At 43.3% G+C, this 22497-nt stretch carries 21 protein-coding genes; 11 read left to right on the top strand and 10 right to left on the bottom strand.

Features of this window, described 5'->3' with window-relative positions; genetic code table 11:
- Positions 1–378 (top strand): DoxX family protein, encoded by a 378-nt coding sequence (locus ACKWCA_RS12190; protein WP_413978477.1) that lies wholly within the window; start codon positions 1–3, stop codon positions 376–378.
- On the opposite strand, the gene holA is transcribed toward ACKWCA_RS12190, so the two are convergent.
- Positions 379–1380 carry a DNA polymerase III subunit delta gene (gene holA / locus ACKWCA_RS12185; protein ID WP_413978476.1) on the bottom strand — a complete coding sequence of 334 codons (1002 nt, stop codon included), beginning with the start codon at positions 1378–1380 and terminating at the stop codon, positions 379–381.
- Between the two features lie 26 nt (positions 1381–1406).
- Between holA and ACKWCA_RS12180 the strand changes: the two genes are divergently transcribed.
- The 3 genes from ACKWCA_RS12180 to ACKWCA_RS12170 all read left to right on the top strand — a co-directional run bounded on the left by ACKWCA_RS12180 (position 1407) and on the right by ACKWCA_RS12170 (position 3817).
- Positions 1407–1853, top strand: a complete 447-nt coding sequence (locus tag ACKWCA_RS12180; protein WP_413978475.1) for a type I restriction enzyme HsdR N-terminal domain-containing protein — start codon at positions 1407–1409, stop codon at positions 1851–1853.
- Between the two features lie 12 nt (positions 1854–1865).
- Entirely contained in the window at positions 1866–2867 is a 1002-nt protein-coding gene (locus ACKWCA_RS12175) for a glycosyltransferase family 2 protein (RefSeq protein WP_413978474.1), read from the top strand.
- 95 nt (positions 2868–2962) lie between these two features.
- A complete protein-coding gene (locus tag ACKWCA_RS12170; RefSeq protein ID WP_413978473.1) occupies positions 2963–3817 on the top strand; it encodes an OmpA/MotB family protein in 855 nt (284 codons plus the stop codon).
- A gap of 58 nt (positions 3818–3875) precedes the next feature.
- Here ACKWCA_RS12170 and ACKWCA_RS12165 read toward each other — a convergent pair whose 3' ends face one another.
- On the bottom strand, positions 3876–4496 hold the full coding sequence (locus tag ACKWCA_RS12165; protein ID WP_413978472.1) for an L-threonylcarbamoyladenylate synthase: 621 nt from the start codon (positions 4494–4496) through the stop codon (positions 3876–3878).
- Between the two features lie 174 nt (positions 4497–4670).
- On the opposite strand from ACKWCA_RS12165, the gene ACKWCA_RS12160 reads away from it, so the two are divergent.
- Positions 4671–5312, top strand: coding sequence for an NAD(P)-dependent oxidoreductase (locus ACKWCA_RS12160; RefSeq protein ID WP_413978471.1), 642 nt, complete (start codon positions 4671–4673; stop codon positions 5310–5312).
- A gap of 24 nt (positions 5313–5336) precedes the next feature.
- Here ACKWCA_RS12160 and ACKWCA_RS12155 read toward each other — a convergent pair whose 3' ends face one another.
- From ACKWCA_RS12155 to ACKWCA_RS12135, 5 genes are all read right to left on the bottom strand, one after another.
- Positions 5337–6011 carry a hypothetical protein gene (locus ACKWCA_RS12155; protein WP_413978470.1) on the bottom strand — a complete coding sequence of 225 codons (675 nt, stop codon included), beginning with the start codon at positions 6009–6011 and terminating at the stop codon, positions 5337–5339.
- 5 nt (positions 6012–6016) lie between these two features.
- Positions 6017–6322: a DUF6958 family protein gene (locus tag ACKWCA_RS12150; protein ID WP_413978469.1), complete on the bottom strand. Its 306-nt coding sequence runs from the start codon at positions 6320–6322 to the stop codon at positions 6017–6019.
- A 137-nt stretch (positions 6323–6459) separates the two neighbouring features.
- The gene (locus ACKWCA_RS12145; RefSeq protein WP_413978468.1) at positions 6460–7038 is read right to left on the bottom strand and encodes a Crp/Fnr family transcriptional regulator; all 579 of its coding nucleotides are present in this window, start codon (positions 7036–7038) and stop codon (positions 6460–6462) included.
- A gap of 84 nt (positions 7039–7122) precedes the next feature.
- Positions 7123–8007, bottom strand: a complete 885-nt coding sequence (locus tag ACKWCA_RS12140) for a glycoside hydrolase family 16 protein (RefSeq protein WP_413978467.1) — start codon at positions 8005–8007, stop codon at positions 7123–7125.
- 38 nt (positions 8008–8045) lie between these two features.
- Complete coding sequence (locus ACKWCA_RS12135) at positions 8046–10373, bottom strand: ATP-dependent helicase (protein WP_413978466.1); 2328 nt, start codon at positions 10371–10373, stop codon at positions 8046–8048.
- Positions 10374–10504: 131 nt separating this feature from the next.
- Between ACKWCA_RS12135 and ACKWCA_RS12130 the strand changes: the two genes are divergently transcribed.
- The 5 genes from ACKWCA_RS12130 to ACKWCA_RS12110 all read left to right on the top strand — a co-directional run bounded on the left by ACKWCA_RS12130 (position 10505) and on the right by ACKWCA_RS12110 (position 15648).
- Complete coding sequence (locus ACKWCA_RS12130) at positions 10505–11047, top strand: DsrE family protein (RefSeq protein WP_413978465.1); 543 nt, start codon at positions 10505–10507, stop codon at positions 11045–11047.
- Between the two features lie 9 nt (positions 11048–11056).
- Complete coding sequence (locus ACKWCA_RS12125; RefSeq protein WP_413978464.1) at positions 11057–12328, top strand: amidohydrolase; 1272 nt, start codon at positions 11057–11059, stop codon at positions 12326–12328.
- 62 nt (positions 12329–12390) lie between these two features.
- Positions 12391–13965, top strand: coding sequence for an FMN-binding glutamate synthase family protein (locus ACKWCA_RS12120; RefSeq protein ID WP_413978463.1), 1575 nt, complete (start codon positions 12391–12393; stop codon positions 13963–13965).
- Between the two features lie 52 nt (positions 13966–14017).
- Positions 14018–14785: an OmpA family protein gene (locus ACKWCA_RS12115; protein WP_413978462.1), complete on the top strand. Its 768-nt coding sequence runs from the start codon at positions 14018–14020 to the stop codon at positions 14783–14785.
- A 344-nt stretch (positions 14786–15129) separates the two neighbouring features.
- The gene (locus ACKWCA_RS12110) at positions 15130–15648 is read left to right on the top strand and encodes a DUF7935 family protein (protein ID WP_413978461.1); all 519 of its coding nucleotides are present in this window, start codon (positions 15130–15132) and stop codon (positions 15646–15648) included.
- A 45-nt stretch (positions 15649–15693) separates the two neighbouring features.
- Here ACKWCA_RS12110 and ACKWCA_RS12105 read toward each other — a convergent pair whose 3' ends face one another.
- Both ACKWCA_RS12105 and ACKWCA_RS12100 read right to left on the bottom strand, forming a co-directional pair.
- Positions 15694–16608, bottom strand: a complete 915-nt coding sequence (locus ACKWCA_RS12105; protein WP_413978460.1) for a patatin-like phospholipase family protein — start codon at positions 16606–16608, stop codon at positions 15694–15696.
- Positions 16605–18740, bottom strand: coding sequence for a M1 family metallopeptidase (locus tag ACKWCA_RS12100; protein ID WP_413978459.1), 2136 nt, complete (start codon positions 18738–18740; stop codon positions 16605–16607). Before ACKWCA_RS12100 ends, ACKWCA_RS12105 begins: the two co-directional genes overlap by 4 nt.
- Positions 18741–18951: 211 nt before the next feature.
- Here ACKWCA_RS12100 and recG point away from each other — a divergent pair, with 211 nt between their 5' ends.
- Complete coding sequence (recG, locus tag ACKWCA_RS12095) at positions 18952–21057, top strand: ATP-dependent DNA helicase RecG (protein ID WP_413978458.1); 2106 nt, start codon at positions 18952–18954, stop codon at positions 21055–21057.
- A gap of 3 nt (positions 21058–21060) precedes the next feature.
- Here recG and ACKWCA_RS12090 read toward each other — a convergent pair whose 3' ends face one another.
- Positions 21061–22362 (bottom strand): hypothetical protein, encoded by a 1302-nt coding sequence (locus tag ACKWCA_RS12090; protein ID WP_413978457.1) that lies wholly within the window; start codon positions 22360–22362, stop codon positions 21061–21063.
- Between the last annotated feature and the right edge of the window lie 135 nt (positions 22363–22497).

The following is a 22497-nucleotide window of genomic DNA, read 5'->3' as shown; positions in this document are numbered from 1 at the left end:
ATGACTACTTCCCTAACAAAGGACATCGGATTGGCCCTTCTCCGAATTCTCCCTTCGGCCATGTTACTCACACACGGACTGCCTAAATTTCAAAAGCTCATTAGTGGCAATTTTGAATTCGGTGACCCCATAGGAATCGGACCTGCACCCTCCCTTTTTCTTGCGGTTATCGGAGAGTTTATCTGTCCTATTTTATTGATAGTCGGTTTTAAAACACGATGGGTTGCAATTCCACCTGCGATTACCATGGCTGTTGCGGCTTTCATCGTGCATGCATCAGATCCCTTCGGAACAAAAGAAAAAGCATTTTTGTTTTTGGCCTTTTTCGTTGTTATCATTCTTGTTGGCCCAGGAAAATTCAGTGTGGACAAAAAGTAGTTACAAGAGCTTTACCAATAACTCTTTGAGCAAATCGCCCTGCGGCACATTGGTCGCACCCACTCCCTTACCTTTAAGGTCCAACTCTCTAAGACTAGATACGATCTGACTCACCTTTCTCATCGGGTAATTTCTGGCGGCGACTTGATACTCCTTAACAAAATATGGATTCACACCCAGTACCTTGGCCACGTTCTTGGGGTTGTGATCGTTCATGCCATGGTATTTCAGCAACTGGGTGAAAAAGGTATTTAAGAGCGTCACTGTAACTACGAAAGGATTATCCTTGGGGTTGTTGGCGAAGTAATTCAAAATCCTTGTGGCCTTCAACACATTTCGCTCTCCGATGGCCTTTTTTAACTCAAAGTTGTTATAGTCTTTACTAATACCGATATGCTCCTCGATATCCATGGGAGTGATTTCCTTTTCCTTTGGAAGGATCAATTGTAATTTTTCAAGCTCATTATTGATCTTGCTCAAATCCGTTCCTAGGAATTCCGTTAGGAGTATCGCTGCTTTATGTGATATTTGGTACCCCTTACCCTGCAGTACCCGTCGTATCCAATCGGAAACTTGGTTCTCATATAGTTTTTTGCTTTCAAAACAAACCCCGTTCTTTTTGATGCTCTTGTAGACCTTTTTGCGCTTATCGAACTTGTTGTACTTATAACACAAAACCAAAACAGTTGTGGGCTGGGGATGCTCTGCGTAGGCATTCAAATTTTCTATGGTCCGTGATAGATGCTGGGCTTCCTTTACAATAACTACTTGCCGTTCAGCCATCATCGGATACCTTTTGGCATTGCTCACGATATCGTCTACTGACACGTCTTTGCCATAGAGCACCATTTGGTTGAAACCGCGTTCTTCTTCGGAAAGTACGTTTTTTTCGATGTATTCTGCAATCCGGTCGATATAGTATGGCTCTTCACCTGTAAGCAGGTAAATGGGGCTTATATTGCCCTGATCTATAGCGCCTACTATTTGTTTTACTTCGTCCATTCAAATAAATTCATCAAATTTGCGCTGTGGTTCCGCTAAACTTTCCTTCATATCGTTTCAGGCTCAAAAATAGCGAAAATAAAACCTACATTTTTGATGACATTCGCAAAAAATTCGTGGTGCTTCAGCCAGAAGAATGGGTCCGCCAACATATGGTCAACTATCTGATAAAATCCAAGAACTACCCGAAAAGTCACATCAATGTGGAGAAACAGCTAAAGGTCAATACCTTGACCAAACGGTATGACATTGTCGTATTTAACCCAAACGGATCCATTGAAGTTTTGGTCGAGTGTAAAGCCCCTGAAATCACCATTGATCAAAATACATTTAATCAAATTGCACGTTACAATCGAGAACTTAAGGCCAACTACCTGATTGTCACCAATGGCCTAGCCCATTTTTACTGTAAAATGGATGAGGAGCAAGAAAAATATACGTTTCTAAGAGATATTCCTGATTTTAGCCGTTAATTTGCCATCGTTTTGCGCGTCGCCATCGTCATATTAAATTGGAATGGAGAAAAGCTACTAGAGCGCTTTCTGCCATCAGTTACCCAATATTCGGGCGAGGCTGAAATCTATGTGGCCGATAATGCTTCGACCGATGGTTCGATAGATTTCCTGAAGGCCAATTATCCTTCGGTGAAAATCGTACAAAATTCAGCCAATGGCGGATTTGCCAAAGGTTACAACGATGCCCTACAACATGTCGATGCCGACCTCTTCTGCCTCTTGAATTCCGACGTGGAAGTAACTGAGAACTGGCTACCCCCTATACTAAAAGCTTTTGAAGAACTGCCTGACGCTACCATCATTCAACCTAAAATTCTTGACCTCAAGAAAAAGGATCATTTTGAATATGCCGGAGCCGCCGGCGGATTTATCGACAAGCTCGGGTACCCATTTTGTAGAGGACGTATTTTTCAGGCATTGGAAAAAGATGAAGGACAATACGATGATGTTCGTGATATTTTTTGGGCGACCGGTGCATGCATGTTCATCAAACGTGACGTTTTTGAAGTGCTTGGAGGCTTTGATGAAGACTATTTCGCGCATCAAGAGGAAATCGACCTGTGTTGGCGGGCCAAGAATAAGGGCTATTCTACCTACTATGTCGGCTTATCTAAAGTATATCATCTGGGCGGTTCGACCTTGAGTAATATGAATCCGAAAAAAACGTATCTGAATTTTAGGAACTCCCTGTTTTCAATTACCAAGAATCTCCCAAAGGGAAAAGCACTATACGTAATCTTTCTACGCTTGCTCTTAGATGGCGTAGCGGCCATACGATTTATCTTTCAGTTGAAATTCACTCATTGCTTCGCCATCTTGCGGGCGCACCTCAGTTTCTATAGGCAATTCAGGAAAATGAACCGAAAACGTGAAAAAGCCAATTTTATATTAAAGTATTATACCACGAAATCCATTGTTTGGTCTCACTTCGTACATCATGTAAAGAATTTTAACGTATTAGTAAAAGATTAACTAATTTTGATTATCACGAAGTACACTATTCTATAGTTTTGTGACGTATTTCAAAAAACCGGAACAAATAACACAATTAATAATAACACATCATTATGAGAAAAATCATTTTAGGCTGTTTAGGAGTTACCCTTCTTCTTTCTTCTTGTGTATCGCAAAAGAAGTATGCCGAATTAGAGGCGAAAGCTAAGGAAACAGAAGATCTATTGAATTCAGCAACCGTAAAATTGAATACTTGTCTGGAGGAGAAAGCGACCGCCTCTTCAAGATTACAGACCTTGGAAGATCAGAATGCTTTCCTTAAGGCGAATAATCAGGAGCTCATCAACAATATGGGCAATTTGACGACCCTGACTACAAAAGGTGCTGAAAACTTGGAGAAATCATTGGAAAGTCTTCAAGAAAAGGATTTGACTATCCGCAAATTAAACGATGCGATTACACGCAGGGATTCCGTTAACCTTTCGTTGGTACAAAGCCTAAAGGGTGTTCTCGGAAACTTGGACGACGAGGATATCGAAATCAGTGTTGAAAAAGGAGTTGTCTTTGTTTCTATATCCGATAAATTGCTATTTAGTAGTGGAAGCTACAATGTCACAAGTAAGGCCAAGAACGTATTGGGTAAAGTGGCGCAAGTAGTGAACAACAAACCTGATTTTGAGTTCATGGTAGAAGGTCATACTGACGATGTACCCTACAACAAAAATGGAATTCTTTTAGATAACTGGGATTTGAGTGTAAAGCGAGCTACAGCTGTAGTTCGAATTTTGCAGAATGACTACAAGGTTGACCCAAAACGTATGACCGCCGCCGGTAGAGCTGAGTACGTTCCCGTTTCTACAAGTGAGAAATCAAAGAATAGAAGAACACGTATTGTAGTTCTTCCAAAAATCGATCAGTTCTATAGCATGATCGAAGAGGGTATGAAAGATCCCGCAATAAACGAATAGACAGTAAGACGCTGTTTTGAAGAAATCCAGAAAATGCGCCATTGGCGCATTTTCTTGTTTATATACTATTCCAATCGCCTTTGCCCTCGCGTATGAGTTCAGGTTGCTCTTGTGACAAATCGATAATGGTTGAAGCCATATTTCCACCGTATCCCCCATCAATAACAATATCGACCAAGTTCTGCCATTTCTCAAAAATCAACTCAGGGTCCGTAGTATATTCCAAGAGCACGTCTTCATCACGGATAGAAGTTGAAACTATCGGATTTCCCAATTCTACGACAAGCGCATTGATAATGTTGTTATCGGGTATTCGAATACCTACTGTTTTTTTCTTTTTGAACGGTTTGGGCAAGCTGTTGTTTCCGGGTAAAATAAAAGTGAAAGGTCCGGGTAATGCCCGTTTCAATATTTTGAAGGTAGACGTATCGATTTGGCGTACATAATCAGATAGGTTACTCAGATCCGCACAGATAAAAGACCAGTTCGCTTTTTCGAGTTTGACCCCCTTGATCCTGGCGATACGTTCCAAGGCCTTGTAATTGGTGATATCGCAGCCCAGACCATAAACGGTATCGGTCGGGTAGATAACGAGTCCTCCTTTGCGGAGGGTATCCACTACCCTTTTTACTTCCCTAGGGTTCGGATTCTCCTCATATAGTTTAATGAATTCTGCCATATCGAACACTTCACCATACGAAGGTACTGGTTATTTTCTTTTGGAAAATACCTTTATCTTTGAATCATTAGATTCTCTTTATAAAACATACTCGTTTTTGTCGATACCCATCGACGCTTTAGACCGATTTCATTCTCGGTCACTATTTCTATAACCATATTATAAAGAGAATACATGAAAAATACTTTCAAAATTGCCGTCATTGGCGGCACCGGTAAGGCAGGACGTTACCTTGTCGAAACACTTTTAGAGCAGGGGTACCACCTTAGACTACTCGTTAGAAACCCTAAAAACCTCAAGACTAAAAATCATTCATTTGAAGTCGTTTACGGAGATGTGAGGGATTACGACACCGTTCAGACGGTAATGGAGGGCTGCGCAGCAGTTCTTAGCACCCTAGGCGGCAGCCCTATGAGTGAGCCGACCGTTTTCAGTAAGGCTACCAAAAATATCTTGAGGGCCATGTCTCAACATCAAATCAAAAGGTACATTCTCGTTGCTGGGTTAAATGTAAATACACCTTTTGACGAAAAGGGACCCAAGACCCAAGCGGGCACCGATTGGATGCATGCCAACTTTCCGGAATCCACTAGGGATCGGCAATACGAATATGACATTTTGGGGCAAAGTAATGTGGATTGGACCTTGATCCGGTTGCCCATGATCAAACAGACAGACGAGCGATTTGATACACATTGCGATCTGACCGATTGTAAAGGAGATGAAATCAGTGCGACGGATTTGGCCTTCTTTATGGAGGAACATATTTCAAAGGACGATTTCATTCGTCAGGCGCCCTTTTTGTTCAATAGCTAGTGAATATAATCCCCGTAACGCAAGTTACGGGGTCTTCATTGTCCTGTAAATCACGATTACATGTGATAACAAGACCACAGGCACCACATAGGCCGGTAGCCAAATAAACGGAAAATAGAACAAGGCCCTATTGGGTTGTTCAAAAGCGAATTGTTGAAAGGGCAATGGCGTTGATAAAAGTGCATTGACTACAATATTTAGTAGAAGACTTAGACAAAGTACGTTCCAAAATAGAATGAATTTTCGTCCTAAGGTACCCTGAACATAGCCGAAATAATAGACTAGGGGTGCCGTAATCCCCGCTAGAATATCCCAATTTCTACCGGTAAACGTCATCAGCTCGGGAATTACTTTCTGCACAAAAAGGGCATATAGAATAAGCTCTACCGGTACGCGTATGATATGAAGCAAGGTCAGCCATTTAAGGTTCAGTTGCCCTATCCAACTTCGTCCTTTTTCAAAAGAAAACAACAGAACGATGAAAAGTATACTGGGCCCTAAGGTCAAGGTAATTCGTGGAGGTCGAGCCTCCAAATTTTGGTAGAAACCTGAAAAGGCCAGTATGCCGTGAAGCATCAACCAGACTATCGATACCCATAATACGGGTTTACAAAATCTTGAGGATTTCCAAAACAGCCAGAAAGTCAATACCGTTGTGCCGATAAAGGCAATCGATATAATAAGAGGTATGTCTAGCATTACTATTAAGAATTCACTAGCTGTGCGTTAGTGACCAGGCGGATTTCGTGGGGACTTGTATTCGGAACGCGTTCAATCAAATTTCTTGCTTCGAGATCAAGTTTTACCGACACAACGTACCATCCGACTTTACCATCAAAGGAGTCCTTTAGTTTTTGCACGGCCAACTTGTCCAGTTCTTGGTATGCTATTTCCGAATGATCGGATAGCGTTTCCATGATAAAATCCCTAATGACATCGTACCGTCGTTTTAGAATGTTCACTCCCTTTTTTCCTTGTGGATGAAGCGTCATTATTTTTTCGTTTTCCATGATTTGAATGTGAATTAATTGATGACTAAACTCGCATAAAATAGAGGGAACAAGCTTGTTTGATCACAGGCTTATCCCGAACCATAGAGCTAACTTAAATCAAAAAATATGGGGTACACTTGTCCTATGACAAGAAATCAGTTTCTGGCCGTTTCTTTACGTATTCGGCTAAGGGAAGAATCGGTAATGCCAAGATAAGAGGCAACATCCTTTAGGGGTGCATTTTTAAGGATATCCGATTGCTGTGACAAAAGGTTCAAATACCGGTCCGTGGCGGAATCGGTTATCATCGAGAGCGATCTTTTTTTAAGTTGAAACAAGCTTTCCGCCATCCATGCGCGACCCCATTCGCGGAAACCTTTAATCGAGTGAAATAACCTCTGAAAGTCCTCGAAATCGATTTTCAGGCAATGGCAAGGTGTTAAGGCTTGAAAATTCTCTTGGCTTGGAATACCCTGAAAGAGAGACGAAGCTTCTAGGATCAATTCATTTTTTGAAATAAAGTTCGTAGTAATGTCATTTTGATCGAAATCAAAGACGAACGATCGCACCAATCCGGTTACCAGTATATAATAGGCGTTGGATAGTGCTCCTTCTTTTAAAATGAAATCTCCTTTTTCAAAGCTGATGGGGCGGTGCACCGATATAAGTTGATCCAAATCACTTGCCTGTAGGAGTGGATGTCGATAAACTTCAACTAATGGATCTCGATTCATTTTCAGAATTATTTAAAAATGAGCATATAGCTTTCTTTCACAGCTGTCGCGTTCATTGCGACGTTTTATAATTCGAGGCATGACCTAGTCCACTTGATAGACCCGTACATAATCGATTTCCATAGTAGCGGGTAATATACTGGTATCAACACCTTCAAGACCTCCCCAAGTTCCTCCCACGGCAATATTCATCAAAAAATAAAAATCACCTGAAAAGGGCCAACTATCCACGTTTGAAACAGTGGGGCGACGAAATGAGAACGCAATGGTATCCATATCGTCGATATAGAATTTGATATATTTCCTAGACCAAAGCATTCCAAAAACATGAAACTCCTCCTCTATCGTCTCCAAATCAACAGCGCCAGAAGTAATTTCGGTGCCATCGGCATGATTGTTTCGTGTACTGTGAATGGAAAAGTGGGTCTTATTCGGTTTAAAACTCACATACTCCATCATATCGATCTCCCCGCACGCTGGCCATCCCACTGTTTGTATGTTACTCCCTAGCATCCAGAGCGCAGGCCATATACCATTTCCCTTATGTTCGGGCATTTTCGCTCTAATTTCCATACGGCCATACTTGAATTTTTCCTTGCTGTTCATTCGGGCTGACGTAAAGGCACCTTCAATGGTATTATCCATATTCCGTTTAGCCGTAATTTTTAGGGTACCATTACTGACCTCCGCATTACCGTTTTCTTGATAATTTTGAAGTTCTTGATTGCCCCATCCACCACCACCGGTTTCAAAAAGCCAGTTATCCTCGGAAATTGTTTCCCCTTCGAATTCGTCACTCCAAACCAGTTCGGCATCATCCCAATAGTCGGCATCATCAGGGTTTTTGGCTACCACCGTAGGGGTTGGTTCTTCTTGTTCGGCAACCACCGCCGGTTCTTGACTATCGGACGTGGTACATCCAAAAAGAAACAAGCATAGTAGCGGTCGGAAAAACTTGATCTGTCTCATTTTTTTATTTGGAAGATACCATCTAAAAAACACCATAACTACAAAACCTCCAATTTCGCAAAACGCAGCAATAATTTTTTGATGTCTCCTTTCTCAAATTGTATCTCCGCCTTTTTGTCATTACCGACCCCTTCGATTTTCAATACCTTACCGCGACCGAAACGGGTGTGATTGACCAGCGCGCCCTCCGCCAGATTCGGATCGATTTTATTGGTATTCCCTACTGGAGCGGCCAATTCGGGTTTTAACTTACGAAGCTTACGCAACTGGTTCTCGTTGGGTTTTCCGACCAACGGCGGCTTCCCATTCTGCGGTTTCGTTTGTCTCAGTTTACTTTTATCAACCTCCCCGAAAATATCACTGTTGATTAGGGGTTTGTACCGATACCCGGCATTGTCGATCGGTGTGAGGTTCTCTACATATTGTTCATCGATCTCTTCAAGAAAACGGCTAGGTTCCGCATCGATAAGTTTTCCCCAACGGTATCGATTTTGGGTATAGGTCAAATAGGCCTGTTTTTCAGCTCGGGTCAGGGCTACATAGAACAGTCTTCGCTCCTCCTCCAACTCGCTTCGGGTATTCATACTCATGGCGGAAGGAAAAAGATCTTCTTCCATACCAACAATATAGACATAAGGAAATTCAAGCCCTTTGGCCAAATGAATGGTCATCAGGGCTACACGATCATCATCGCCGGTGTCTTTATCCAAGTCCGTTGCCAATGCTACATCTTCCAAGAACTCCGAAAGACTTCCTGTGGCTTCATCGATCTCTTTTTGCCCTTCTACAAAGTCTTGAATACCATTGAGCAATTCCTCAATGTTCTCCATACGGGCGATACCCTCGGGGGTACCATCCTTTTTAAACTCCAAAAGAATTCCTGTTTTCTTGGCGATATGCTCCGCCAGAACAAAGGCATCGACACCTTCGTTCATGATTTGGAAACTCTTGATCATCGTGACGAAATCCTGAAGCTTTCTTTTGGTTCCCGAATTGATTTTTAAATTGATCTTCTCCAAGTTTTCGATGACCTCGAAAATGGATCTTCCGTAGTGGTTGGCCGCAACCACCAGTTTGTCAACCGTGGTATTGCCGATACCCCTAGCCGGAAAGTTGATGACCCGTTTCAACGCCTCTTCGTCCTTTTGGTTGACGACGAGCCTCAAATAAGACAACACGTCCTTGATTTCCTTACGTTGATAGAAAGAGAGGCCCCCGTAGATCCGATAAGGGATATCGCGTTTGCGCAACGCGTCCTCAATGGCTCGGGATTGTGAGTTCGTACGGTACAACACAGCAAATTCACCGTTGCGCATTTGTTGTTGCATCCGATGATCCCATATGGAACCCGCTACGTAGCGTCCTTCTTCGGCATCTGTGGTACTTCTGTGGATCTTAATGGCCGCTCCTTCATCATTGGCCGTCCAGACGACTTTCTCAAGTTGGTTCTTGTTCTTGGCAATAATGGAGTTCGCCGCGTTGACGATATTCTTTGTAGAGCGATAGTTTTGCTCTAAGCGGTACATGCCGACATTGTCGTAATCTTTCTGGAAATTCAGGATATTACTGATATTGGCTCCCCGAAAGGAATAGATACTTTGCGCATCATCACCCACCACACAAATATTTTGATATCGATCGGATAGCGCTTTTACGATAAGGTATTGCGAGTGGTTGGTATCTTGATACTCATCGACCAAAATATAGCGGAAACGATTCTGGTATTTTGCCAATACCTCAGGGTAGCGATTGAGTAGTTCGTTCGTTCGCAGCAAAAGGTCATCAAAATCCATCGCCCCTGCTTTAAAACAGCGATCGACGTAGTTTTGGTAAATATCCCCAAGTCTAGGGCGCTTGGCCATGGCATCAGCTTCCATCAATTCAGGGTCTTGAAAATAGGCCTTTACGGTAATTAGACTGTTTTTATAGGACGAGATACGATTCTGTACCTGTTTGTACTTGTAGATGTCCTTGTCAAGTCCCATTTCCTTGATAATCGAAGCGATCAGGCGTTGGGAATCTTGAGTATCGTATATCGTGAAATTACTGGGAAAGCCCAGTTTATCGCCATCATAGCGCAAGAGTTTTGCAAATACCGAATGAAAAGTACCCATCCAAAGGTTTTTCGCCTCGGAGGTACCCACAATATCGGCGATTCGCTTTTTCATCTCGCGTGCGGCCTTGTTGGTAAAGGTTAGGGCCAAAATATTAAAAGAGTCTACCCCTTGCGCCATTAAGTGTGCAATACGATAGGTCAATACTCGGGTCTTGCCTGAACCGGCACCCGCGATAACCATTAAGGGCCCATCTTTATGCAGCACTGGGGCCTTCTGGGCATCATTCAGTTCATCTATGAAATTACTCAATTCCTATACTTTTATTGGAAGGTGAATTTAGCCATAATAAAGGGTATCGAAAAAACAAGACGTCAATAATTATGAACAATGAGCGAGGGTTTTATTGAATTTGAATATATTTAGAGCCAGAACTATATCGTATGGGTACCCGCTACATTTCCGCACTTTTAATTGCACTTTCCATTTCCTTAAATCTATCAGCACAAAAAAAATCCAAAGGTCCTATCATTAAAGAATATGGCGCCGTTTGGGCCATTGAGCAACCGGACTTCAAAGTTGACACCACGAAGACCTTTAGGGCTGTTTTCGATATCATGAATAGTCCCGAAAGCCATGACAAGGTTAATGCGAGTATCGAAACCGCGGCGCGTTTTTTAAATATGCATGCTCAGAGTGGAGTGCCCGCTGAAAATCTAAAAGCCGCTTTGGTGGTCCATAATCAAGCGTCAAAAGATATCATTTCCGATACAGCTTATCAAAAAAGATACGGAACCGCAAACCCGAATAGTGAATTGATCAAGGCATTACAGCATGCCGGGGTCGATATCATTTTCTGCGGGCAATCATCGAACGCTAGGGGGTTTCCCAAAGAAGACCTTATGGAAGGGGTACAACTGTCCCTCTCCGCTATGACGGCCCTCATACATTTACAAGACCAAGAGTACAGACTAATTAAATTTTAAAAACACAAAATGAAAAAAATATTAGTAGCACTATTGTTATCCGGGGGTTTTGCCCTTGCGCAAGGCCCTAATTTGCAAAAGGACTATTCCCAAATTGAATCCAAGGTGGTGGAATGGCGCCGGGATATCCATCAAAACCCAGAACTGGGTAATCGCGAATTCAAAACGGCCGAGAAAATAGCCGAACATCTCAAATCGTTGGGAATTGAAATACAAACAGGTGTGGCCCATACAGGAGTGGTCGGTCTACTAAAAGGAGATCAACCCGGAAAGGTGGTTGCCCTGCGGGCCGATATCGATGCCTTACCAGTCACGGAACGTAATGACCTATCGTTCAAGTCAACCGTAACTTCAGAATTTTTAGGAGAAAAAGTTGGCGTTATGCACGCTTGCGGACATGATACCCATACCGCCATCTTAATGGGCGTTGCGGAAGTCTTGTCAAAGAACAAAGACAAGATAAAGGGTACGGTAAAATTTATCTTTCAACCGGCAGAAGAAGGACCACCACCAGGTGAAGAAGGTGGAGCGCTTCTTATGGTCAAAGAAGGCGTCATGGAAAACCCTAAGGTAGATGCCATTTTCGGTCTGCATATCAATTCACAGACCCCTGTCGGGACCATACGTTATAAATCAGGCGGAACAATGGCCGCAGCACAGAGCTTTACGATCAAGGTAAAAGGAAAGCAAAGCCATGGATCACAACCATGGTCAGGAGTCGATCCTATTTTGATCAGTGCGAAGATCATCGACGGACTCCAGACCATTATTAGCCGTGAAGCTAATCTGACCAATGAGGCGGCCGTAATTACAGTAGGAAAAATCAAAAGTGGGGTTCGTTTCAATATCATTCCCGAAAGTGCTGAGATGATCGGTACGATCCGCACCTTGGATTATGACATGAAAGACCTGATCAATAAGCGTATGATCGAAATGACGGAAACTATTGCCAAAGCCTATGGTGGGGAAGCTACGTGCGAAATCAAGGAAGCTACTGAGATCACCTATAACGAGCCCGCATTGGTCGATCAGATGTTACCTACCCTACAGCGGGTAGCGGGCACTGCTAGCGTACAGACACAAAAAGCCATAACCGGAGCGGAGGATTTCTCGTATTTCCAAAAGGAAGCACCAGGATTTTTCTTCTTTCTAGGCGGAATGACTCCGGGTAATACGGAATCTTTTCCGCATCATACCCCTGATTTCAAAATCGATGACAGTGGACTGATTCTCGGCGTGAAGGCCTTGACCGAAATGAGTCTTGACTATCTTAATATGTAAAAACCAAAATTCATTTTCGGTCTAAAGTCCAAGATGAGTTCCTTGAATTTTAAATTAATGTCATGGACAGTATACTAACGAGCCTTTCGAATGTTCCCTGGTGGCTGTGGATTATCGTATTTCTTGGACTTGTGGCCTTTCGCGATATTTTCATTCAAAAGGCCCATACCATATCGCACAATTATCCCGTGGTGGGACATTTGCGATATTGGTTGGAGAGCATCGGGCCGGAAATGCGTCAGTACTTTGTGGCGAACAACCGTGAAGAGCTGCCGTTCAATCGAATAGAACGGAGTTGGATATATGCATCTGCGAAAAAGGAGAATAACTATGAAGGTTTCGGTACCGACCGCGATATCTATGCCCATCAGCACATTTTTGTAAAGAACCAGATGATGGCATTTCAAATGCCGGAGAATCATCCGAACAAGGCTCATAAGGACTTTCTCCCTTGCGCCAAGGTCATGGGAGCTTACAACAAACGTAAAAAGCCATATCGGCCGGCGTCGATCATCAACGTTTCGGCCATGAGTTTTGGTTCGCTATCGGCTGCTGCGGTCGAGGCCATGAACAAGGGTGTATCTAAATCGGACGCCTATCACAACACAGGTGAAGGTGGCCTATCGCCCTACCATAAACAAGGCGGTGATGTGGTGTTCCATTTCGGAACAGGATATTTTGGGGTACGGTCTTCCGATGGGAATCTATCGCTTGAAAAATTGGAACGGTTAGTCGCTGAGAATCCCTGTATAAAAGCCATTGAAATCAAACTTTCGCAGGGGGCGAAACCTGGTAAGGGAGGTGTACTTCCTGGAGCTAAAATTACCAAGGAACTGGCTGAAATACGCGGTGTTGCGCCCGGAAAGGATGTACTTTCCCCCGCGACGCACAAAGCTTTTGGCACTGTGACCGAATTGATGGAACTCATTGAGACCATCGCCGAGAAAACCGGACTACCGGTTGGAATAAAAGGGGCCATTGGAAAATTAGATCAGTGGGAAGAACTAGCCGATATGATGTTGAAAACGGGTAGAGGGCCTGATTTTATTACCGTTGATGGTGGTGAAGGCGGAACAGGGGCCGCTCCCCCATCCTTCGCAGATCATGTTTCACTCCCTTGGGTATACGGGTTTTCGGAATTGTACAAAGTATTTCAAACGCGCGACCTCGTTTCACGTGTCGTTTTTATCGGTAGCGGTAAATTGGGTTTCCCGGCTAAAGCCGCCATGGCATTTGCGATGGGGGTCGATTGCATCAATGTTGCCCGCGAGGCGATGATGAGTATCGGCTGTATACAAGCACAGGTCTGTCATACCAACAAGTGTCCCGCAGGTATTGCGACCCAAAACAAATGGCGGCAACGGGGCATTAACATTCCCCTGAAATCGGACCGGTTGGCGCAGTACTTCAAGACCTTTCGTAAAGAACTCGTTGAAATCACGCATGCCGCAGGTTACGAACACCCGTGTCAATTTACGATGCACGACATTCAAGTCAATGTAGATGATATCGACCTGACGCGAAACTTAAGAACCACTTATGGGTATAACAAGACCGAAGTTCCGTTTCAGGGTACCCAAGCACTCTATGAGTGTCAATATCTCGGTGGAAAGAATTTCATCGAATCGACGAAATAATATACTTTTGCCGGGTATTTGATTGCTATCCACATCCCAAAAAATGACGTTTATGAAGAGAATTTTACTTTTACTAGGTCTATTTTTAACGCTAACAACCAGTATCTATGCTCAGCGAAAGAGTGATTTGATCGCTGAAGTAGCGACGCTAAAAATGAAAATGGATTCGTTGAATACGGAAGTAACCGATGCCCGAAAAAAGGAAAGAGTCGCACAAACGGAGTCGGAGTCGTTCAAGTCGCAGGTTACCGAACTACAGGATGCCAACGCCACCCTCTTAAAAAGTTTGACCAGTTTTACCGAGGTTTCTTCCAAAAATTCAAGCAACTTCAATAAGGCTATGGAGCAACTCAATGAGAAAGAGCGACAATTAAAAGCCATTAATGATGCGCTTGCGGGCAATGATTCTACGGCCCTGCTGGTATTGACGAATGCCAAACAGACCCTTGGCGAAAATGCAAAGATCGGCGTCTCCAATGGTATGGTCATCATCTCTTCCGATTTAAGTACTTTGTTCGAGAGTGATACGAAGGCGACCTTAAAAACCGAAGCGGAACCTTGGATCCAAAAAATAGGGCAACTGTTGGCCGCTCACCCTAGCATGGCTGTGACCATAGAGGGATTGAGTATGACAGGCGACCTAGATCTTCCGGCCCAACAGGCCTCGTCGGTACGCAACGCATTGCAGAAACTCGAAATCGCACCTGACCGGATTACCGCCTTGGGAAAAGATGGAAATCTAAAAGAAGGCGTTTTGATCAAAATACACCCCAAATTCGACGCGTTCTACCAAATGGTCAAGGCGCATATGAAGAACTAAGACAAGTTCAAGCTTCAAGTTCAAATACAAAACTCAAACGCAAGTCCAAATTCAGACCGAATGTCACGTTGAGCGCAGTCGAAACGTATGTACTTTCTACACTCGAACCCGGGCTCTAATACATTTGGTTTAGGGCTGTGCAGATTCCCAACTACAGAAAAAAGATGGGCGGTTTACTCCCTACTCGACCCGTCTTGCTCGCTACACCTAGCGGACCTCATTCATCTTACCACTCCAAAGAGGAAGCAAAGAGGAAGGAACACGAAAACACGTATACTTTTTCAAAAAAATCGTCGTTTTAGTTGCAGTAATCACCCCGAAATTTCGGGATCAAACCACCAAAAATGACTGGAGATCAAATTTTTCAACTCTTTGCCTATTTCTTACCCACCGTAGTAACCGGTGCCATCGCATTCTATTTCTTTCGAATGCATACCAACAATGAAGAAGGGCGACGTAGATTTCTTTTACACAAAGAGACCCAAACGACCACTTTGCCCATTCGCCTTCAAGCATATGAACGTATGGCCTTGTTTCTAGAACGGATTTCGATTCCTAGTTTGGTCGTTCGTGTTGCACCTAAATCCGCGGATAAAGATGCGTACGAAAAATTACTGATCAAAAACATTGAGAACGAATTCGAGCATAATCTATCACAACAGATATACCTTACCGATGAATGTTGGAACATCATTAAAGCGGCCAAAAGTGCCACCGTTCAGATGATTCGAAAAGCGGCAATGAGCGAAACCGACTCTGCCGATAAACTTCGTGAAGACGTATTGACGGAGACCATGGACAAGCAAAATCCTTCCGCTACGGCGCTAGCTTTCGTTAAAAAGGAGATTAGCGGTCTTTGGTAAAGGCAGCTCATAATTCCAACCGAAAATAAGGCATACTACACATCCCTATTCATGTTCATTAGGTTCAATAGGATTTGTTTCCTCATTTTTGTTCTTGGCATATAAATAGCCACGTTTCCACCAAAGGGTCATTTTCGTTTTGTCGAAAATCAGGGAATTGGTCGTCAAAATGGTAGGCGTATAGTAAAGGTTGATGATGGCATCTTTTTGGTTCGCCACGAACTTTCCAATCCTGATATTCTGGTGTTCGATCCGGTCGAGAATAAAACTCAACATCGTGGTCAACAACTCAAACGGATTTCGCGATGGCATGCGGTTCATATAGCTCACCTCGGTATGCAGCACGACTACATCTACGTTAGTCGCCCCTCTTTTCAAGGCTTCTTCAATGGGCACAATGCTTCCCAATCCACCGTCGGCATACTCACATCCATTTTTTCGCACTAAGCTCATAAATGGCGTGTAGTTGGCTGAAATCCAGATCCAGTCACAGTATTCGTCATAGGTGCAGTCGTTTATCGACTTGTACTCTACTTGATTCAGGGATAAATTGGATACAGTGACCACCACATCATTTGGCCCGTTTTTCAATTCTTCGAACTCCGCGACCGTAAGGCTATCCCGAATGAGCTGCCGCAGGTTTTCACTTTCACCAAAGGTCTTTTTACCGTTGATCAAGTTCTTCATCACGTTCCAATGGTTGATCGATATTTCGTCAATACCATTTTTCTTCTGCACTATGAACGGGCAGTTGCTAAAAATACTTTTTTGATTTACATTGGAGTAAATCTCCTTGATCTTGTCCAATTTTCCGAGGGCCAAATGCGAAATAAGAAGGCTTCCCGTCGACGTACCTACGAAAAGGTCGTACTCATTGCCCGATTCTTGGATCAAGAATTGCGCAACCCCACCGGCAAAAGCGCCTTTACTACCACCGCCCGATATGACCAATGCCCTCATTCAGTTTTCAATTTACTAGTTAAATAACGAGAATCCTCAGGGTTTAGTTTGGGCGCCAAGTCTTGTAAGCGTGTTTTATAGTCTGCATCTTCCCATAATTCATCCAACAAATTTCTAGCAAATTTCTTGAATTGCCAAGCGTGATGATTGGTCGCTTTGACCAGATTGGTCAAAGCATCTTCATTCAACCCAAAGGCTTCTTTTAGATATAAAAAGGCACCCTGCCGTAGCTCAAAACCATAGCTCGGATCGGTATAAGTGCTTAACTCGTCAAAATAATCTTTGGTCATCGGTCCGTTGAAATTATCCGATAGCATGGCCAAGGTCAACCAAAGCAAACGAATGTTCTTGTTGGGTAAGCCGTGAAACGTCTTGGTGGTGTTCAAATACTTTTCTCGGTCCTCAGGATAGTTCTGCCATAGAAAAAAGAGGGCCAGTTCTTTTGTGATATAACTCTCGTCCTCCAAAAGTGTTTCCAGTTTATCCTTTCCAAAGATTTTGGTTAGGTCAGGTGATGAGAAAAGGGCTTGGCGAATGGGAATGGTATCCGAAGAAAACGCCTTCTCATAAATTGCTTGTGGCAATGAGGAATGATACTTCTCCAGTAACGCTGTTCTAAAATGGACGGACGTCGTGGCATCCCAGTAGCTGAGGTAATCGATAGCATCGGTTTGGGCAGCTTGCAAATCGTACCAAAGCTTGATGGACGGCGAACTAGAGATTAAAAGGGATTTCGCTTGCTGCAAGGGAAATTCGGTACGCTCCAGCCACACTCCTTTGAAGTTCGAGAGGTTCTTTTTGCTAGCCGTCTTGATTTCTTGCAAAAAATCATCCACCGTGGCATTCCTGAATTGGTAGCGCTTGAGGTAGCTTTTGACTCCCTTTGTAAAGGCGGCGTCCCCAACTTCAGCCCGTAAGGCAACTAAGGCCCAGGCTCCTTTCTCATAAAACGTGAGACTACTGGCCTTGGGATCCAGTAAACTTTCCCTTTTGCCCCCAACAGACTGCTCTTGTAACTGTTTTAAAGTCGTATGTAACTTCCAATAGAAATGGTCCGTACCAAATAGGTGTTTCTCGGCCAAATACGCATAGTACGTGGCAAAACCCTCATGTAGCCAATGATGATGCCCGTCTTTTTCGGTTACGAGATTCCCGAACCATTGGTGTGCCATTTCATGAGCGTTCACGTTGACGTAATTCTTATCTACAAAGGCTAAGGAATCGATAACATAGCCGTCGGAGAATAGCGTCGTCCCCGTATTTTCCATACCGGCGTACAGAAAGTCGCGTACAGGAACTTGTTTGTAATTTTGCCAAGGATAAGGTACCCCGATCTCCTCCTCTAAAAAGTCAAAGATTCTTTTGGTATAGCGGTAGGTCGGTTCGACCTTTACACTGTCCTCGGGATAATAGTAGTTCTCAAGGGGAATACCACTAGTCGACATCGCTTCTTGCTTTTGGTAATTTCCGACAGCAAAAGCCAACAAATAGCTGCTCATCGGTTGTTCCATATCAAAATGCCATTCCGTGATCTCCCCATTGGTGTTGCGCGAAGTATGGATGTTCTTGCCATTTGCGATCACCTGCATTTCATTGGGCACGGCAAGGGTCAGATCAAATTCGACCTTCTCCTCCATGTCGTCAAAGCTAGGCAGCCAATGACTGGTATACTTCCCCTGCCCTTGTGTCCAGATTTGGTCCACCGCCTCGAATTCGATCGCTAGGTCACTTCCATCTCCCAATGGACCCGGTTGTACGGGTATTTCGCCTTTATAATTCGACGCTATAAAATAAACGGTCTGCTTTGGTTGCGTTTCAAAGCCGATACCTAGGGAATAGGTCTCATTTTTCTTGAACTTGTGCCGAAAAATAAGCACATCATCGGCATACTCGAAATCCGCTACTTTTTCATTGATACTGGTAAAGCCGAATTTCATGTTTTTCGCATCGAGAAATACCGAATCCACATCATTTAAAACCTTGAATTTGTACGCCACGGTACCTTGAATCCTTTTCTCTTGGGGCAATAGCTTTACATAAACATCGGCATAGGTAAAATCGACCTTGTCCTGATGTTGGGTGAATCCGAACACGGTATAGAGGAAAAAAATCAAACCTAAAAATCGATTCATGTTATTGTGACTTCAAAGTCCGGACCAAATGTACCATTTTCATACGCCCCGCCCTAACCAAACCGTAGTGATGGCCTTCTTTCCAGGAAGCTAGGTCTATCCATCCGACCCTATGATTGCTCCTTTTATTCAGACTTATAGGTACATACGCATGAAGCATTAAGGAAGGACTTTTGTTGGAGTTCTTTTCATGAACCCCTAAATTCGTTTTATGAATACCAATTTCCTGCAAACTCCCATCACCTATCTTAAGGGGGTCGGGCCAAATAGGGCCGAAACCTTGCAGGGCGAGTTGGGCATTCATACCTATCAAGACCTGCTGAACCTCTTTCCGAACCGGTACTTGGATAAGACCCAGTATTACAAAATCTCACAATTACAACGCAGTAGCGCCGAAGTGCAGATCGTTGGGAAAATCATACATCTCAAGAGCGTAGAACAAAAAAAGGGAAAACGTCTCGTCGCTACTTTTGCCGACGATACCGGTCAAATGGAACTGATCTGGTTTCGGGGTCAAAAATGGATTCGTGAAAATTTGAAGATCAATACGCCCTATGTCATTTTCGGAAAATGCAACTGGTATAGTGGGGGCTTTTCAATGCCGCATCCGGAGATGGAATTATTAGATCAGCACCAAAAAGGATTGAAGGTGTTCATGCAACCCATATATCCCTCCACCGAAAAGTTGAGCAATCGGGGCATTACCAATCGGGTGATCAGTAAACTGATCCAACAATTATTTCTGGAGACCAAAGGAAATTTTATCGAAACCCTTTCCGAGACCCTTATCCATGAATTAAAACTGTTGCCAAAGAGTGAGTCGTTATTGAATATCCACTTTCCGAAGAATCAGGAACTATTGGCCAAAGCACAATTTCGCTTGAAGTTTGAAGAGCTCTTCTTTATTCAAATGCAATTGATCGCCAAGAACATACGGCACAAACAAAAGATCAAGGGCTTCAATTTTGACCAGGTCGGCGAACGGTTCAAGGAGTTTTATGAAGAACACCTGCCCTTTGAGTTGACCAATGCCCAAAAGCGGGTTATTAAAGAGATTCGGCATGACTTGGGCAGTAACGCCCAAATGAATCGGTTGCTACAAGGAGACGTTGGATCCGGTAAAACCATCGTTGCCGTCATGACGATGTTATTGGCCGTGGATAATGGCTATCAGGCCTGTTTGATGGCGCCTACCGAGATTCTGGCCAATCAGCATTACGCCGGAGTGAGCGAACTATTGGCAAACATGGGGGTACGTTGTGCCTTGTTGACCGGGTCGGTTAAAAAATCGGCACGAAAACCTATCCATGAGCAATTGGAAAACGGCGAACTACAACTACTGATCGGCACCCACGCGCTCTTGGAAGATAAAGTAAAATACAAGAACTTAGGACTCGCCATTATTGACGAGCAACATCGCTTCGGAGTGGCGCAACGGGCCAAGTTATGGCACAAAAATGAATTTCCACCCCATATTCTGGTCATGACGGCAACCCCTATTCCACGTACGCTGGCGATGAGTTTGTATGGGGACTTGGATATTTCCGTTATCGACGAACTACCTCCGGGGCGTAAACCCGTTAAGACCGTGCATCGCTTTGACTCCAACCGGTTGAAGGTCTTTCGGTTCGTTCGGGATGAAATCAAAAAAGGACGCCAAATCTATATCGTTTATCCACTGATCCAAGAGTCCGAAGCTTTAGATTATAAGGACCTGATGGACGGGTACGAGAGTATTGCACGCGACTTCCCCCTACCCGATTATCGCATTTCCATCGTTCATGGGAAAATGAAGCCAGCGGACAAGGATTATGAAATGGATCGCTTTGTACGTGGTGAAACCCAAATAATGGTCGCCACTACGGTCATCGAAGTGGGGGTCAATGTGCCCAATGCCTCCGTCATGATCATCGAAAGTGCAGAACGTTTTGGGCTTTCACAGTTGCATCAGCTCAGGGGCCGTGTGGGGCGGGGCGCAGATCAAAGTTTCTGTATTCTGATGACAAGCCATAAGCTTTCGTCAGAGGCCAAGACCAGACTTGAAACCATGGTGCGTACCCACGATGGATTTGAAATTGCGGAAGTAGATTTGAAACTTCGTGGACCCGGAGATATTATGGGAACACAACAGAGTGGCGTTTTGAATCTAAAGATTGCAGACATCGTCAAGGACAATGCTATTTTAAAAACCGCCCGATACCATGCCCTTCAGCTTTTTAAGCAAGACCCTTCTCTGGAAAAACCAGAGCATCTGGTCATTCGCCATGCCTATGCCCAATTGGTGAAGTATAAGAATATTTGGAATTATATCAGCTAGGCCTTATTTTAATCTAAGGGATTCGACCAAAGTACCTTCTGGAAATGCTGCCGTATTCCTATCGATTAAAGATTGTATAAAACCATTGTAGTTACCTTTTAAGGCGGAATTGTTTATCATGGTGTAGTGGGCAAACTTCAAATTACCCGAATTAATGTTTAGTTCCTCTTCAAAAAGTTTATCGATTAGGCTATCGTTTGAAAAAGCGACCTTATCCTCACCCAGGCCATGAATATAATAACGGTAAAATGTCCTTGTTTCATTTACAAAATATCCATAAAATGCAGTACCGAAATCGTAGGCCCGTTCAGGTACAAAATTGAAATCATCCAACTCACTACTAAGAACGGAACCATCTAAATCTGGGAGGGTATATTGAAATGATTGTGGCTTTCCAAAATATGAAATATCATAACTTTTTTGAGAAGTGGTTCCAAAAGTTAAGGAAGCTGATAATTCAAAACCATCAAACACTCCCTCAGGAAAGAAGTAGCTATCATTTGCCTTTTCAGACTCATCAACAGAGAACCACTCCATTTGTCCGTTATTTTCAAGATATCCCCAAAGTCTCGCTCTTATAATGTCCGCTCCGAGGGGAAAGCCGATTTGAATCTCATTTTCAACTGAAGGGAGTTCTTGATAATTCACGTTATAACTATTATTTGGGTCGATATCCTTTTCGAAATAGTATCTTGGAAAACCATCATTTGGGCTAACGAATGCAACATACAAACTTCCTGAATACCAACTAGGCCTCGTGTCTAGTTCATAAGAACCTGAACCAGAAGCATCATTTACTGAAGAGTTTGTAAAAGAATTAAGTTGTTCTAAGGGAAATCCCGTATTGAGAAAGTTAATGATTACATCGCTATCAACAGACGTGTTGTTTTCAAGCGCTTTTAAAAAGAAAGTGCCAGCTTCAATATTCATAAAGGTATGAATATCAACAGGATAGTTGGTATCGGTTGTATTGAGCATGATATAAGTTAAATCATAATCATTTGCCACCTCAACTTCATGCTCAAGTATATTATTAACATCATTTTCGAGCTTCTTACTAGTTAGCAGTTCACCATCTTTATTTGTCAAAAACAGCGTGCCTTCAAAACCGTTTGTATAGTAGTCTCCGTCTACCTGTACCGAAATAGATAAAACCTTTGTTTCGGTACTATCATCTTGTGGTTCGTTCTCCTGTTCTGTGGGAGGGTTCTTATCATCTTCTGCATCGGGTAATATTTCATCGGCCGATTTGGAGCATTGTAGAAACAAAAAAAGTATGGAGAGAAGAAGGAGTTTTCTTTGCATTGTTTAATCTTTGATTTTGGTAAAAATAACCTTTTGACCTCTTTTGCAAGGAATAGCCCAACACAAATCGAGGAACAACTTGTTTTATCGTTTAATATCAAAAGAAAGGTTCATGACTTTTTTAAACCCTTTTAA

It is taken from the genome of Maribacter corallii (assembly GCF_047345415.1).
Lineage (GTDB): Bacteria > Bacteroidota > Bacteroidia > Flavobacteriales > Flavobacteriaceae > Maribacter_C.
The sequence above is the reverse complement of the archived record's forward strand: the minus strand, read 5'-3'. Positions and strand labels throughout refer to the sequence as shown.